The sequence below is a fragment of the Corynebacterium striatum ATCC 6940 genome (assembly GCF_000159135.1).
Lineage (GTDB): Bacteria > Actinomycetota > Actinomycetes > Mycobacteriales > Mycobacteriaceae > Corynebacterium > Corynebacterium striatum.
This window is the reverse complement of record NZ_GG667519.1, coordinates 232,779-247,601: the sequence shown is the minus strand read 5'-3', so window position 1 is coordinate 247,601 and position 14,823 is coordinate 232,779. Positions and strand designations below refer to the sequence as shown.

The window sequence follows — 14,823 nt, the reverse complement described above, 5'->3', positions numbered from 1 at the left end:
CCGCGACGAACTAATTTCTAAGGATTAATCATGCCTATCCGCACCAAGTACTTCTATTCCAGCTTCGTCGGACTGCTCATTGCACTCGCCGCTATAGCAGTCAACCCCTTCTACAACGTCATTGCGATGTTCTTGTGGGCCGGCGGCCTTGCCTGGCTCGTCATCTGCCTGGGGCGCCTTCAAGTTCTAATCGGAAAAGACAATATGGACCCAGCCTTTGCAGACGAATATCAGCGCAGCCGCATCGATCGCGCGCGCAGCAACGTCTTCAAGTACACGTACTTCGCCCTCGGCAGTTTAATGGTGCTGATGCTCTGCCTGCCGTTGCTCGACCTAGTTGGACAAGACGTTCCATGGCCGGAAATCGTGCGCTGCCTAGGCATGCTGGCCGGCGTATTGATGTTCGGGGCATCGCTGACTCTGCTCGGCACGATCGCCCTTGGCATGGACGCCGACGATCGTGCCGAACTCGCAGATTCCTAAACCCCTTTATTAGGTATCCTGCTCCCAGCCGTCGACAACTTCCTGCTTGGAGATGTACTCGCTGGCTTCGTAGTCATAAGGGATAGGCTCGCCCTCTTCGTCGGTACGCACGTACCACTCGGTGGCTTCCTCCGAGGTGGAGTCGAACTCCGCGCCGGTGGAGTACTCGGAGTTGCGCTCGGTTTGTTCGACCGATAGAGCAAAGTCGTCACCGTGCTCGCGAACGCCCTGCACCACGGCGTTGGCAAGCGCTTGCTCCTCAAAGTGGTAGCGAATAACCGCCGGGTCAAAAGACAAATCCCACCTCAACGCCACGGCCGATCTGCAAAGCACCAATGCCAAGCGACGCCGCGGTGCCGAACAGCGTCGCGATAATCGCCAAGCCATCGATAATGAGCGCAGGCACGGAATCCGCCTGCACTTAGAAAAGGCCAGGTAGAGCAGGAAGAAAAGCAGGCCCACTGCCAGCGTGGTAAAAATCCAGCGCGGGGTGAATGTTGTGCGGGTAGACAGTACCTTTCAGGATGCGCCGCGCTGTGCGGTTTCTTCGCTCTTCCATTCCCGTCCACGATAAACACACAACGAGTGTTTATGCGGCCTAACGGAAATCACGCGAGCCGCGGGAGAGCCACTCACCCATGGCAAGCGGCTCCAGCTTGTCTGCCACCACGTTGACCGCACCCGTGGCATTTTGCACGATGCCACGAATAACCAGCGCTTTAGACGTCCTGGCTACGGTCTTGTTGAGCTGCCACAGCCCCGGTGAGACCATCACGTTCATCAAGCCGGTCTCATCCTCCAAGCCCAAAAAGATGACGCCGGCGGCAGTCTGCGGACGCTGCCTATGCGTCACGATGCCCGCAATCCGCACCCGTGTACCGTCTGGAACCTGCCGCAGCTGCGCGGCGGTGCAGACATGGGCGTCGTTAAGCGCGGCGCGCACGAGCTCCATCGGCTGTTTGTCGTGGGTAACGCCAGTACTGGCGACGTCGGAAGCCATCAGCTCAAAAGCGCTCATGCCAGGCAGGCTCGGCGCAGAAATAGCCGAAAGCCCCGGCAACATGCCGGCACGCTCCGTCGCCGCAACGCCCGCCTGCCACAACGCCTGACGGCGCGAAAGCCCGAAACAATCCAACGCCCCCGCACCGGCCAATGCCTCCACGTGCTCCACGCTGAGATCCGCCCGCCTAGACAGATCCGCGATGTCTTGAAACGGTGCCTGCGCGCATGCATCCTCGATACGCTGCGCAGCCTTCTCCCCCAACCCTTTGATGAGGTTAAGGCCCAGCCGGATCGCCACCTCGCCGCCGTCTTGGACCACCGCACGCGCCTGACACCCCGAAGCGTTCACGTCCAGCGGAAGAACTGCCACGCCGTGCCGCCGCGCATCCTGAATGAGCGATTGCGGCGAATAAAAGCCCATCGGCTGCGCCCGCAACAATCCCACACAGAACTGCGCCGGATAGTGATACTTCATCCACGCCGAGAAGTAGACCAACGAGGCAAAAGACTGCGAGTGCGACTCCGGGAAACCGTACGCGGCAAAGGCCACAATCTTGTTCCACAGCTTGTCCGCGGTCTCGCCCACAATCCCATTGGTCTGCGCCAGCCCGTCGTAGAAGCGCTGCCGAATCGCCGCCATCCGCGCAGGCGAGCGCTTCGAGCCCATCGCACGCCGCAGATCGTCGGCCTCCGCGCCGGAAAAGCCCGCGGCGTCGACGGCAATCTGCATCAGCTGTTCCTGAAACAGCGGAATGCCCAGCGTCTTGCCCAGGGACTTCTCCAGCACTGGGTGGTCATAGGTCACCGCCTCCTTACCGTCGCGCCGGCGCAGATAAGGATGTACCGAACCGCCCTGAATCGGGCCGGGACGAATGAGCGCAACCTCCACCACCAGGTCGAAGAACTTCCGCGGCTTCAAACGCGGCAGCGTGGACAGCTGCGCGCGCGACTCCACCTGGAACACCCCCACCGCATCGGCGCGGCACAGCATGTCGTAGACCTCTTTTTCCGCCAGGTCCAGCTCCCACAGATTCACCTTGTGCCCAGTGGTCTCCTCCACCAAGTCCTGCATGTGGTGCAGCGCCTCGAGCATGCCCAGCCCCAGTAGATCGAACTTCACCAGCCCGGCCGCCGCGCAATCATCCTTGTCCCACTGCAACACCGAACGCTTTTCCATCCGTGCCCACTCCATCGGCACCACATCCGCGATGGGGCGGTCGCACAACACCATGCCGCCCGAGTGAATGCCCAGATGGCGCGGTTGCCCGAGGAATTGTTCCGCCAGCTTGACGACGTCCCCCGGCGGCTGCGAAAGCCCCTTCGACCAGGAATCCGCGGAGCCCTGTGGGTAGCCGAGGGCACGAGCGGCGTCGCGAGTCGCGCCCTTGCGGCGATACGTGATGACGTTGGCCACCTGCGCAGCCCGCTCACGCCCATACTTTTCGTAGACGTACTGGATAACCTCCTCGCGGCGACCGGACTCGATGTCAATGTCGATGTCCGGCGGGCCGTCGCGGTCAGGAGAAAGGAAACGCTCAAAAAGAAGGCCCGCGGAAATCGGTTCCGCGTTGGTAATACCCAAAGCAAAACACACCGCAGAGTTCGCCGCCGAGCCGCGGCCCTGACACAGGATGTTGGAGCGCTTACAGAAATCCACTAGGTCGCACACGATGAGGAAGTAGCCGGGGAATGTCAGCTGTTCGATAACCCCTAGCTCATAGGCGATCTGCTTCCATGCCCGCTCCTGTACGTCAGCGGGCCGGGAGGCATAACGCTCCTCGGCACGCTCCCAGGTCAGGTGTTCCAGCCAGGTCATCTCCGTGTACCCATCGGGCACCTCGAAGTCCGGCAGGTTGGGCGCCAACGCGTCCCAGGTAAAACTGCATTCGCTTAAAACAGCGACCGTCTCCGCGATAAGCTCCGGCCGGTCCGGGAAAAGCTGCGCCATCTGCTCACCCGAGCGCAGCCAGCCGGCGCCCATGGGATGGGCATCGGGAGCCGCCTGCTCGAGGGACTGCCGCCTGGCCAACGCCCGCTTGGCACCAGCCAGCCTGGCCTGCTGCCGGGTGGCCGCTGCGGGTCGAGCGGTTGCGATGGCCCGGAGGCCGTTGTATCGATCGAGCGCAGCATAGTGATCCGCGTCCTCAGGAGTCATAGTGCACGCATATTCGAGGACTATGCTGTCTATTTTTATTCTTTCGAGCAAGTGGTCGATTTTATCCAGCCACTCCCACCCCACCAGAAAAAGGCAATGATCCTGGAGCCGCTCAGCAATCTCCCCCAAGGGCGGGTACGCCACTTCATCCTTTACCCCCGCATCCATACGGGCCTGTGCGATCAAACGTGAAAGCCGGCGGTACCCCTCGGGTGTGCGAGCAAGGACGGTCAGGGGGGCGTCGGAAAGCGAAAGCTCCGCACCGAACACCGCAGGTAGCCCCACTCTGGCTGCGGCCTCAGCGAATTTCATGAGGCCGTAGAATCCGTCCTTGTCCACCAGCGCAAGGCCACACAGGCCCAGCTCCACCGCCCGCGCCACCAGCTCCTCTGGTTCCGAAGCGCCGTCCAAAAAGCTATAGGACGACACGGCATGCAGCTCCGCAAACGCCACTGACGACGCCCCGTGCTCCGGCGAATCCACAGGGGAACCCACATGATCCACGGGCACGGGAGTGGGCGTAGGACGTCCAGAAAGAATCCTTTCCACCCGTGACCAGGGTAGCGCCGCCCCACCGTTGAACCTCATGGAAAAACACTATGATCGAAATTATGTTCTAGTCAATTTACGTGCACGCTACATCCGATATAGACAAAGCGGTTCAATCCCTGTTAGGTTTCTTTCATTCAAATCTATTTCAATCGAAGGGATTCCTCCTATCATGCGTATCCGTCGCGTTCTTGCAGCTTCCTCCGCAGCAGTTATCGCAGCCACCAGCCTCGTGGCTTGCTCCTCCGATTCCTCCGACTCCGCTTCCGGCGAGTCTGACGGCCCAATCGTCATCGGCACTACCGACGCCGCCAAGAAGGCATGGTCTGCTTTCGAGGACGAGGCTGAGAAGCAGGGTCTCGAGATCGAGGTCAAGAACTTCTCCGACTACAACACCCCGAACCAGGCTCTGAACCAGGGCGAGCTGGACACCAACAACTTCCAGCACCTGAAGTTCCTTGCTGAGTTCAACAAGGGCAACGGCACCGACCTCGTTCCGATCGTCGCAACCGAGATCGTTCCGCTGGCCCTGTTCTGGAAGGACCACAAATCCCTCGACGGCATCGAGGGCCAGGAAGTCGCCATCCCGAACGACTCCACCAACCAGGGCCGCGCCATCAACGTGCTGGTCCAGGCCAAGCTCGTCACACTGAAGAAGGAAGGCCTCATCACCCCGGGTCTGCCGGACATCGACGAGGCTAAGTCCAAGGTCAAGGTTGTGCCTGTCGACGCCGCCCAGACCCCAACCGCTTACGGCGAGGGCAAGCCGGCCATCATCAACAACTCCTTCCTCGACCGCGCAGGTATCGACCCGACCACCTCCGTGTTCCAGGATGACCCGAACTCCCCAGAAGCTGAGCCTTATATCAACGCATTCGTCGTTCGCGCTGAGGATGCTAACAACGAGCAGATCAAGAAGGTCGCTGAAATCTGGCACACCAAGGCTGTCCAGGACGCAGTTGCTGAGGACTCCAAGGGCACCTCCGTTCCCGTTGAGAAGTCCGCAGAAGAGCTGAAGGAAATCCTCGACCGCCTGGAAAAGACCACTTCCAAGTAGCCATCTCAGCCTCCCCCGGAACACCACAGCGTGTCCGGGGTTTCGGCCGTCAACCGTCACATCGATTTGAAGGAAACACCTCACGTGACACAGCAATCAGGGGCCAAGCAAGGTACCCGCATTGAGTTTCGAAACATCACCAAGGTTTTCAAGAACAAGAAGACCGAAACAAAGGCGCTTGACAGCGTTTCCCTGACCGTCGAGCCCGGCGAGATCGTCGGCATCATCGGTTTCTCCGGCGCCGGTAAGTCCACGTTGGTCCGCATGATCAACGGCCTGGACAAGCCGACCTCCGGCCAGCTGCTGCTAGACGGCACCGACATCGTGGGCATGCCAGAGCCCACGCTGCGCGGCATTCGCCGCAACATCGGCATGATCTTCCAGCAGTTCAACCTGATGTCTTCGCGTACCGCTGCGGGCAACATTGAGTACCCACTGCGTCTGGCAGGTGTTCCAAAGGAAGAGCGCAAGCGCCGCGTCGAGGAGCTCCTGCAGTTCGTCGGCCTGGGCGACAAGGGCTCGAACTACCCGGAGCAGCTCTCCGGCGGTCAGAAGCAGCGCGTGGGCATCGCTCGTGCGCTGGCTACCAACCCGTCCTTGTTGCTGGCCGACGAAGCCACCTCCGCGCTTGACCCCACCACCACCCACGAGGTGCTGGAACTGCTGCGTAAGGTCAACCGCGACCTTGGCATCACCATCGTCGTGATTACCCACGAGATGGAGGTCGTCCGCTCCATCGCCGACAAGGTCGCCGTGATGGAAAACGGCCGCATCATCGAAGCCGGTAGCGTATACGAGGTCTTCTCCAACCCGCGCACCGAGGTCGCGTCCAAGTTCGTGGCAACCTCCCTGCGCAATACCCCGGACCTCGTCGAGGCAGATGACCTGCTCGCGCATGAGGGCCGCTTGTTCACCATCAATCTGACCGAGAACTCCGGCTTCTTCGCCGCTTCTGCTCGCCTGGCCGAACAAGGCGTATCCATTGCGGTCGTTCACGGAGGCATTACGACGCTGCAGAAGCACTCCTTCGGCAAGCTGACGGTCCGCCTCAACGGCAACTCGGCCGCCATCGAGGAGTTCTACAACACCTTGCAACAGACCACCGAGATTGAGGAGATTTCCCGATGAACGTGACCTACCAAGCTGCCGCTGACTGGGATCGCTTGGGCGATACCCTCATCGAGGCCGTCCAAGACACCCTCATCATGGTCTCAACGACCCTGGTGGTCGCAGGCCTCCTCGGCCTCGTGCTGGGTGTGCTGCTCTTTACCACCCGCCCGGGTGGCATCCTGCAGAACAAGGTTGTCTACTTCATCATCAACATCCTGGTGAACTTCGTCCGCCCGATTCCGTTCATCATCCTGCTGGCCTTCGCGCAGCCGCTAACCGTGGCGGTCCTTGGCGGTTCCATCGGACGCGAGCCGGCGACCTTCGTCATGGTCATCGCAGCCACCTTCGCCGTGGCCCGCATCGTAGAGCAAAACCTCGTGGCCATCGACCCGGGTGTCATCGAGGCCGCCCGCGCGATGGGCGCTTCCCCGTGGAAGATCATCACCTCGGTCATCATCCCGGAGGCCCTCGGCCCGCTGGTTCTGGGCTACACCTTCCTGTTCATCGGCATTGTCGACATGTCCGCGATGGCCGGCTACGTCGGAGGCGGCGGCTTGGGTGACTTTGCCATCGTCTACGGCTACCGCGCCTTCGAGTGGGAAGTCACCGTGGTGGCAACGCTCATCATCATCGTGCTGGTCCAGGCCGCACAGTTCTTCGGCAACTGGCTCTCGGCCAAGATTATGCGCCGCTAACGTTCCCCGCGTGCACACCCACTGCGTGCCACGCCTTCGAGGTCTTCGGTTCGTCCCCACACGAGGAGACGACGCCGGAGACCTCTTTTTCTTGCAATTCCACCCGCCACTCACGGCCGTCGGCGTGGCGCACGTGGGCGTCGTCAGCGCGCAGCTGTCCAAAACGCACGCGCTCCCCTGCCTCGATCAACCCACGCGCCACGGCCAGCTCTGCCACCTGCCCGCGCGGTCCGTACAAACCGCAGCCGCGGTTGCCCGGGTAGAAGTACTCGCCGCGCTGCGCAGCGCGCACCAGTTCACGGGCTGCCTCAATGTTGAGACGCCCAAAGGAATAGCCCCACGGCATCAGCAGAATCGACGGCGCAAAACGGTGCCCCTTCGTGTGCGAAGTCTCCCACACGACGTCTGGGAGTTCGGCGGCCAGTTCCGCCGCCAGCGGGCGCCCTTTCACGGCACAGCACACGTCACGGCGTCCATGGGTGCAGATGAGCACGAGCGGATGCTTTGCGACGTCGCCAAGCGGCGCCCCCAAATCCAGCCCCAGGATGTCCGCGGGTCCATCGAGGAGATACTCCTTGTATACGCCCTGTTCCGTCCACACCACGTAGCAGCGGTGCTGGCCGTTGATGACGCGGCCTTCCTTTCCGGGCTTGCGGATGAGCTGCAGCCCGGCGACGCCTTTGAGCTTGGCTTTGAGCTGCGCGGTGAGCTCGGGGCCGAAGGTTCCACCGTCAAGGATGTCGCGGGACCATCCGTTGGGCCATTCAAAGAGCACAAAGACGCTTTCCTTCTTCGCCGTGCCGGGGAGGGGCTCAACTTGTACGTCAGAGCAAAAAGTCATGAAGAACAGCTTACCTGTCCCATGCACCACACCAATCACAACAATGCGGTTACGATGTTCATTCTGTTCCCTCAATGGCTATGCATTTGAACGGGTTAGGCAATACTCTGTTTTTATGCCGAAAACATCCTCACTCGCGCCTGTGCTCGCCGCGCTCACCCTCGGCGCGGTTGCCTTGGCCGCGTGCTCTAGCGTTTCCGAGAATGCGGCCGCACCCACCTCTACCTTTGCCGCCACCTTGTCCGGCGATGTCAACCAAACCTCCGCGCCCGCCGGCATCACCCCGCTCGGAGAGACCAACATGGAGCGCAAAACCGAACGCCCCCAAGCTCCGTCCAAGCTCGTTGTCACGGACGTCCGCGTGGGCAAGCACGACGGCTTCGAGCGCGTTGTCTTTGAATTCACTGGCGACGGCTCCCCCGGCTGGTTCATCGACTACGACGACAAACCAACCCAGCAGGGCTCCGGTAACCCCATCACGTACAAGGGCTCTACCGCGCTGAACGTCAACATCGACGGCACGGTCTACCCCTTCGAGATGGACATGCCGGATCCACACATCGGAACTACGGAGGGCACGAGCGAATCCGGCGGTTTCATCACGCAGGTGGTCAGCTCGGGCACGTTTGAGGGCCGCTCCCAGTTTGTCGTTGGTATGAACCAGCGCCACCCGTACTCCGTCCAGGTGCTGCGCGGCCCGACCCGCTTGGTCATCGATGTCCTCGCAGCGACCTAATCTCGCTCAGCAGTAGGAGGCTTCTACGCTCCACCTGCCGGCCGCCCACACCAGCAGCCACGCGCGCTGCCCTTTATCGCCCTGCCCCACCACTTGGAGCCGGGCGATTCTTTGTTCTTTCTCTCCCCACCACAACGTATCTACCGGCCAGGGTCCTGCCCAGCCAATCACCCGATAGCGTTTTTGCCCCCAGCCCAGCGCCACGGGAGCTGAGCTCAGCAGCGCTTCGGCGGTGACGTAGACGTCGTGGGAGGAGGCGTCGATAAGCCGAATGCGTGCAGCCGGATGCGCCAGGCTCGCTGGCAGCGGCGAGGGAATCCGCCCCGGCCAACTACCCTCCGGCGCGGGATCGTGCTGCTCACCGTAGGGAACATACGCGATGCGCTCGGCCACTCCGCGCCCGCCTGCCTCCCGCGGCTGCAACACGCGATCCACACCCAACTGCGACTGCACGCGTGCGATAACACGCTTAGCCTGTTCATCGCTTTTTGCGTGTCCCCATAGCCCAGCGCTTGCAGGGGCCGCGACCTCCACCGGCTCCAGCGCCAGCTTGGACACCCCGCCGCCGTCGGATGCGCGGGCCGAGCTCAGCCAACCGTCGAGCTGCCAGCGCACACGATCCGCCGTGGCATTTTCGCTCAGCGCCTCCTGCGTGCGCCAGATTCGCTCCAGCCGCTCGCCGCCCACGAACTCCGCCACGACCCGCAACCGCAGACACACCTGCCCTGCTTCCTTCAGCACGCCATGCAACCGCGCCGCCAACTGCCTCGCCGCGAAGGCTGCCGCGTCCACGCGCTCCAACGGCTCCTCGAAGACCATCTCCACAGCAAGATCCGGCCGTGCCAGCTCCGGCGCCACTCGCCTATCCGGGGCCGCACTGGCCACCGCATGACAACGCCTGCCAGCCTCGCCAAAGCGCGTAGTGACCTGCCGCAACGGCAGCTGCGCGAGCTCACCTAGGCTGCGCACGCCCAACTTCGCCAGCTGACTCACCAACTCCTCAGGGCAGGCCAACGACGTCTCCGCTGCGAGCACGGCCACCGGCTGCTGCGCCAAAAACTCCCGCGAGCCACCCACCGGGACCACGGTGCCCAGCCCCTGATGCCGTGCTGCGATGAGCGCCGTAGCAATCTCATCAGCCACCCCGATGGTGGCGTCGAGGCCGGCGCGGGAGGCGGCGTCGACAAGCATGTGCATCGCCACGCCCTCGCCACCATGGAAACGCCCGGCAGCGGCCGCATCCACGATGACTAGCCCCGGGCGCAGGACCTCAATGGATGACGCCACAGCGTCGAGACCTGCAGCGATCTCCGCGAACACCGCGCCGTCCCGGTCCGCGTTAAACTCCTCCACCCGCAACTCCGGCAACACCGCCTGGGCCTGCCGCAGACGCATCCCCCGCCGCACCCCAGCCCGGCGTGCGGGCGCATCGCAGACCACGACCTTATGCTGCGCCACGATAGCCGTGCCCTGCTGCGATCTTGACTGCCCTCCTGCACCGTCGAGAACGCGCAGCGCCTGGACCGGCCAATCCGGAAACCACAACGCCGCGACCCTCATACCGCCTCCAAACGACGCCTCTGGCCGCACGTCATCGTGCCTTGCTTGGCGCGCACACTTTTAGCCTCCACGCGCACGGCGATATCGATGCCGTTGATTCGCCCACTTCCGCGCCCCAGCCCGCGGAAGGTGGTGACTTCCGCATCGATTTCCGTGGCGGTTCCCGGCAGGCACACGCCCACCGTCAACACTGCCGCCTGCCCGCCACGGATCTTCGCCAGAACGGACCGCGCTTTCGACGGCGTGACTTCCCCAACCCCGCGGTGAATAACGACATCGAGCCCTTCCGCCAACACTCCAGTCACGGCCCAGGGATCAGCCCCTGGATCGGGTACCACAATCACCCGCGAAAGGTCCCCCTTATCGGCCACTTGTGCGAGAGACAGTTCCGGCCATCCAACGATGCCGACGTGTCCGCCCTGCGCGCTAACATGGGAGACAATCTCCACGATGAGCGAGGGACAATCAGCACAGCTCACAACCTGCCGGCGAGCTAACCCTCCGCCCGGAAGCAGCTTGGCCAGTGCAGAAGGTGCCTCAACCAGCTCTACTTCCGGCTGCACTTGAGGTGCGATAGCAGGGCTTTCCAGCTTCTGCATCTCGGCGCGCAAAGCGGCAATACGGTCCGCGCGGCTCAACGCCGAGCTACCGCTAACCATATCCGCCATGCGAACGCCTGTTTGATTCATTCCCCTATTATGAACCCCGCCCCGGACACACGCAATTACGTGTTCGAATGGTAGCGTTGACCGGCATGAACGCCCATCTCAGCGATATTCGCAACCTCAGCACTCCCATCCCCACCCCACACTGGGTTCGCCTGGGCGCATCTTTTCTCATCGGTGCAGCCGTGGCCGTCATGGTCAGCGATATCCACTTCGGCATCGCAATCGGCGCAGGCCTTATCTGTTTGATTGCCGCGTTCGCGCTTGTTTTTCTCCATCCTTATAGGGCTGAGCTGCGCGCTTACGCGGACAAGAAAAATGTGACCATGCTGCCCAACATCGGGCAGCTCGTCCCCCTGATGTTCCTATGGCTCATCGTTATGCTGGCCCCGCTGTTTTCGCTTCCAGTCTGGGGCGTGGCCGTGACGTGGCTGGTCATCGCGGGCGCTGCCTTCTTCGTATTCCCCCACGTAGACGGCACCCGCAAACTCGCCTACGCCTAGGACTCAGTCCAAATCGTGGCTCGCCGCCCAGCGCGTGAGCTGGTGGCGATTGGATTGCTGCGTCTTGCGCAAGATATTCGACGCATGCGTCTCCACCGTCTTCACCGAGATAAAGAGACGCTCGCCGATTTCGCGATACGTGTAACCGCGCGCAAGCAGCCGCAGCACCTCGAGTTCGCGCCTGGTCAGCGCGTCGACTGCCGGGTCCACGGATTCGTCCGGCGCTCCGGGCTTCGACTCGGCCAGCGCGCCGGACGCGAACGCGTCAAGCACGAATCCCGCCAGCCGCGGCGAGAAATACGCGTCGCCCTCATGCACGCGGCGCACGGCCGCTGCGAGTTCCGGACCCGAGATATTCTTCGTCACGTAGCCTCGCGCACCGGCGCGAATGAGCGCGATGACATCTTCTGCTGCATCTGAGACACTCAGCGCCAAGTACACCGGCCCTGGCGCCCCGCGCAGCACCGCCAGCCCGCCACCGTCCGGCATGTGCACGTCAAGCAGCACCACGTCCGGCTGCGACGCAGCAATCCCCGCCACCGCCTCGGCGACGGTACCCGCGTCACCTGCAACTTCGATATCGGCAGCCTGAGCGAGCTCCGCGCGCACGCCGGCACGGAAGACGGAGTGATCATCGACGAGGAAAACGGAAACCATGGCTACAAAGCTACCGTGAGCTCCACCTCGGTGCCCTGCCCCGGCGTCGATGTCACCCGCGCGGTGCCCCCGGCGTGTTCCATGCGCCCGCGGATAGAGTCGCGAATTCCGTGCCGGTCCCCGGCCACCGTGCTCGGGTCAAAGCCCGCGCCACGGTCGCGCACAAAAATGGACAGCTCGCCGGCTAAGTTTTCCGCATACACGTCCATCGTATCGACGCCCGCGTGCTTACCGGCGTTGACCATCGCCTCCCGCGCGGCCTGCACCGCGAGCTTCGTGGGCTCGGTAAGCTCGATATCTTCGCCCACCGTTACCGGCGCAATCCGCACTGGGAACAGGTCTTCGACCTCGCCACACGCCGCGGCCAGCGCGCCAAAGACCGTCGCCGGCGCTGCCGAGGGGGCGTCGAATAGCCAGGCGCGCAGCTCGCGTTCCTGCGATCGCGCGAGCCGCGCGACCTCCGCCGGATCCTCCGCGCGTTTTTGAATGAGCGCCAGGGTCTGCAGCACCGAATCATGCAGGCGCGCCGCCATGATCGCCTGGGCTTCCGATGCCGCTTTCTCCGCACCCTCATCCGCCACCTGGCGCCACAGCTTGAGCACGAGCGGCACCACGAGGGCGCCGAGACCGACAACGGTCAGCGCGACCGCCGCCAACGCCGGAATGAAGTCCGCGCCGCCGTCCCACCGCGCGATGGTAATGACCACGCCGGACAAGACGAGCACACTGCCCGCAGCAATGCTCAGCTTGCTCGTTATGTTCTCGAGCCCGCGGTCATAGGCCTGCCATGTCACGAGTGCGCCCGCGCCGACGATGACCAACGGCAGCAGCATATTGGCTCCGCTGGCCAGCGCGCCGACGACCGCCGCCACGGCAACGAAGACAAGCAACCAGTTAGCCCGGAAGTCGAAGCGGGAGGCGGGCGCGGGGGTATCAGCAGGCTTGGTCGCAACCCATACCCCGGCGTAGAGGAACGCGCCGAGGCCGCCCAAGGCGCACAACACGGTCAAGGCCAGGCGTACGAACAACACGTCAACGCCCAGGTGCGCCGCCACCCCCGCGCCCACGCCCGCCACGACGCGGCCGTCCTGGGGACGTGCCAAGGTCGGGAACGCGGGCTGAGTCGCGCGCGACGCGTAGGGAGAACTCATGCCCTTAATCTTCGCACGGCTGCGCCCCGTGCGGATCGGGGTAAACCCTGAAGTTCAAAAATCAGGGCGTTCCCCGATGGTGGCTTACCTCGCAGTGCGTCACGATATAGGTATGAACACCGCGACTCTCAACCAGATGTGGGACACGCGCCCGCCCCGCATCCCGAGTAACCAGGGCGGCAATGCCATGATCGCCGGTGTCTGCGAAGGCATCGGCGTGCGCTACCAAATCGACCCAGTCCTCGTCCGCGTGGCTTTCGTTGTTACCGCGCTCGTCCTCGGCGGCGGCATCGCGCTCTACGCCCTGGCGTGGATGTGCATGCCGCTCTACGGCAAGGCCACCGCACCCGTCCAGGACCTCTTTGGCAAGGCCGACGGCCCGAAGTCCGAATCCAGCCTCGCCGTCGGGCTCATCATTCTCTTCGCCGCCACGGCCGGCTTCGGCCCACTATTCGGCGAGAAGCAAACCCTCTCCACCGTCGTCATCTTCATCCTCGCCGCCGTAGCCTGGTACGGACTGCACCAACGCCAACCCATCCCGCCCGCCGGCCTCCTCGCGGCGCCGGTCCCCGACGCCACCCCGGGCCCCGATATGGCCGCCTTCACCCCCGTCGAGGGCTACCCGTTTCCGCCGGGGCGCACGACCCCACCGTCCTGGGATCCCCTGGGCACGGTGCCCGAGGCCTGGGACCTGCCAGACCCCGCGCCCGCCCCCGCACCCAAGAAGAAATCCCACGAGGGTCTCATCGCGACGGTCGCCGTGAGCGCCGCTGTCATCGTGGGCATCTCATTTATATGGGCAATGGCCGCGTCCGAAGACAACACGAAGAACCACGCGGGCTCGGTCACCTATACCGTGCGCGACGCCGCGGACCTGCCGGACACCTTTTCCAACGGCGTGGGATCCATGACCGTCGACCTGCGCGAGCTCACGCTCGATAAGCCCCGCACGCTCACCATCGATAACGGCGTGGGCAGCATCGATGTCTACCTTCCGGAGAATACGCCCATCGCGCTCGAATGCGACACCGGCATTGGTGAGAGCAACTGCGTTCCGCGCACGGATCCAGGCGCTAAGCTGACGTTAATTATCGATAACGGAATTGGCACTACTACTATTCACGAGTAATGAAAAAGAAGACTATCGCCCTCACCACCGCCGCCCTCGCCATCCTCGCTGCGGGCGGTGGCGGTGCCTACTACCTCGCCTTCGGCCCCGACGGCGTGGTGCTCGCAGACTCGGACATCACGACCGTCGCGGCGAAGGACATCACGCAGTCCGTGCCCGCAACGGGCACCATCGCCGCGGCGCGCGAGGTCTCGCTCGCCACGACGCAAACGGGTCCCATTGTCACGCTCGACGCGAAAGTCGGCCAACGGGTCAAAGCTAACCAGGAGCTCGCCTCGTTCGACACCTCCGCCGCCGAGCGCGAGTTGCACAGCCAACGCGCGTCCCAGGCTGCAGAGGAAATCACGGCCTTCAACCAGATCGAGGCCGCGCAGCTGGAACTGGCGCACTCCCAAGACGCGCTGGATCAGGGGCTCAACGGCGAGGTAAACGCCGCGCGTGCCTCCGTCGATACCGCGCAGCGCGCCTACGACGACGCCGCGCGGGCCGTCGCCGACTCCCGCGCTGCCTCCGATCCGTCGGTCGCCGAG

Annotated in this window: 15 protein-coding genes and 1 pseudogene; 8 read left to right on the top strand and 8 right to left on the bottom strand. The window is 63.3% G+C overall.

Annotation, left to right across the window (positions count from 1 at the left end):
* Positions 1-30 precede the first annotated feature (30 nt).
* Positions 31-483 carry a hypothetical protein gene (locus HMPREF0308_RS01110; RefSeq protein WP_005527927.1) on the top strand — a complete coding sequence of 151 codons (453 nt, stop codon included), beginning with the start codon at positions 31-33 and terminating at the stop codon, positions 481-483.
* Between the two features lie 9 nt (positions 484-492).
* Here the strand turns inward: HMPREF0308_RS01110 and HMPREF0308_RS01105 are convergent, their stop codons facing one another.
* From HMPREF0308_RS01105 to HMPREF0308_RS01100, 3 genes and pseudogenes are all read right to left on the bottom strand, one after another.
* On the bottom strand, positions 493-780 hold the full coding sequence (locus tag HMPREF0308_RS01105; RefSeq protein WP_034656543.1) for a hypothetical protein: 288 nt from the start codon (positions 778-780) through the stop codon (positions 493-495).
* Between the two features lie 10 nt (positions 781-790).
* Positions 791-892, bottom strand: a pseudogene (locus HMPREF0308_RS13570) (BCCT family transporter); the annotation flags it as partial.
* A 189-nt stretch (positions 893-1,081) separates the two neighbouring features.
* The gene (locus HMPREF0308_RS01100) at positions 1,082-4,228 is read right to left on the bottom strand and encodes an error-prone DNA polymerase (protein WP_034656542.1); all 3,147 of its coding nucleotides are present in this window, start codon (positions 4,226-4,228) and stop codon (positions 1,082-1,084) included.
* A 133-nt stretch (positions 4,229-4,361) separates the two neighbouring features.
* Here HMPREF0308_RS01100 and HMPREF0308_RS01095 point away from each other — a divergent pair, with 133 nt between their 5' ends.
* The 3 genes from HMPREF0308_RS01095 to HMPREF0308_RS01085 all read left to right on the top strand — a co-directional run bounded on the left by HMPREF0308_RS01095 (position 4,362) and on the right by HMPREF0308_RS01085 (position 7,051).
* Positions 4,362-5,246: a MetQ/NlpA family ABC transporter substrate-binding protein gene (locus tag HMPREF0308_RS01095; RefSeq protein ID WP_005527920.1), complete on the top strand. Its 885-nt coding sequence runs from the start codon at positions 4,362-4,364 to the stop codon at positions 5,244-5,246.
* 84 nt (positions 5,247-5,330) lie between these two features.
* Positions 5,331-6,374 (top strand): methionine ABC transporter ATP-binding protein, encoded by a 1,044-nt coding sequence (locus HMPREF0308_RS01090; RefSeq protein WP_034656541.1) that lies wholly within the window; start codon positions 5,331-5,333, stop codon positions 6,372-6,374.
* Entirely contained in the window at positions 6,371-7,051 is a 681-nt protein-coding gene (locus HMPREF0308_RS01085; RefSeq protein WP_005527918.1) for a methionine ABC transporter permease, read from the top strand. Before HMPREF0308_RS01090 ends, HMPREF0308_RS01085 begins: the two co-directional genes overlap by 4 nt.
* Here HMPREF0308_RS01085 and HMPREF0308_RS01080 read toward each other — a convergent pair.
* Positions 7,038-7,892 (bottom strand): sucrase ferredoxin, encoded by an 855-nt coding sequence (locus HMPREF0308_RS01080; protein WP_034656620.1) that lies wholly within the window; start codon positions 7,890-7,892, stop codon positions 7,038-7,040. The two genes, HMPREF0308_RS01085 and HMPREF0308_RS01080, sit on opposite strands and share 14 nt — an antisense overlap.
* A 115-nt stretch (positions 7,893-8,007) precedes the next feature.
* On the opposite strand from HMPREF0308_RS01080, the gene HMPREF0308_RS01075 reads away from it, so the two are divergent.
* A complete protein-coding gene (locus tag HMPREF0308_RS01075; protein ID WP_005527916.1) occupies positions 8,008-8,628 on the top strand; it encodes an AMIN-like domain-containing (lipo)protein in 621 nt (206 codons plus the stop codon).
* 6 nt (positions 8,629-8,634) lie between these two features.
* Here the strand turns inward: HMPREF0308_RS01075 and HMPREF0308_RS01070 are convergent, their stop codons facing one another.
* Positions 8,635-10,188, bottom strand: a complete 1,554-nt coding sequence (locus HMPREF0308_RS01070) for a DNA polymerase Y family protein (RefSeq protein WP_005527915.1) — start codon at positions 10,186-10,188, stop codon at positions 8,635-8,637.
* Entirely contained in the window at positions 10,185-10,877 is a 693-nt protein-coding gene (locus HMPREF0308_RS01065; protein WP_236251922.1) for a hypothetical protein, read from the bottom strand. Before HMPREF0308_RS01065 ends, HMPREF0308_RS01070 begins: the two co-directional genes overlap by 4 nt.
* A gap of 65 nt (positions 10,878-10,942) precedes the next feature.
* On the opposite strand from HMPREF0308_RS01065, the gene HMPREF0308_RS01060 reads away from it, so the two are divergent.
* Positions 10,943-11,356: a hypothetical protein gene (locus HMPREF0308_RS01060; RefSeq protein ID WP_034656540.1), complete on the top strand. Its 414-nt coding sequence runs from the start codon at positions 10,943-10,945 to the stop codon at positions 11,354-11,356.
* Positions 11,357-11,359: 3 nt separating this feature from the next.
* Here HMPREF0308_RS01060 and HMPREF0308_RS01055 read toward each other — a convergent pair whose 3' ends face one another.
* Together HMPREF0308_RS01055 and HMPREF0308_RS01050 are read right to left on the bottom strand one after the other, a co-directional pair.
* Complete coding sequence (locus HMPREF0308_RS01055) at positions 11,360-12,013, bottom strand: response regulator transcription factor (protein WP_005527912.1); 654 nt, start codon at positions 12,011-12,013, stop codon at positions 11,360-11,362.
* Between the two features lie 2 nt (positions 12,014-12,015).
* Positions 12,016-13,164: an ATP-binding protein gene (locus tag HMPREF0308_RS01050; RefSeq protein WP_005527911.1), complete on the bottom strand. Its 1,149-nt coding sequence runs from the start codon at positions 13,162-13,164 to the stop codon at positions 12,016-12,018.
* Between HMPREF0308_RS01050 and HMPREF0308_RS01045 the strand changes: the two genes are divergently transcribed.
* Both HMPREF0308_RS01045 and HMPREF0308_RS13820 read left to right on the top strand, forming a co-directional pair.
* A complete protein-coding gene (locus tag HMPREF0308_RS01045) occupies positions 13,163-14,293 on the top strand; it encodes a PspC domain-containing protein (protein WP_080548585.1) in 1,131 nt (376 codons plus the stop codon). The two genes, HMPREF0308_RS01050 and HMPREF0308_RS01045, sit on opposite strands and share 2 nt — an antisense overlap.
* Positions 14,293-14,823, top strand: a 531-nt coding sequence (locus HMPREF0308_RS13820) for an efflux RND transporter periplasmic adaptor subunit (protein WP_005527908.1), incomplete at its 3' end; no start/stop codon positions are given. The genes HMPREF0308_RS01045 and HMPREF0308_RS13820, both read left to right, overlap by 1 nt.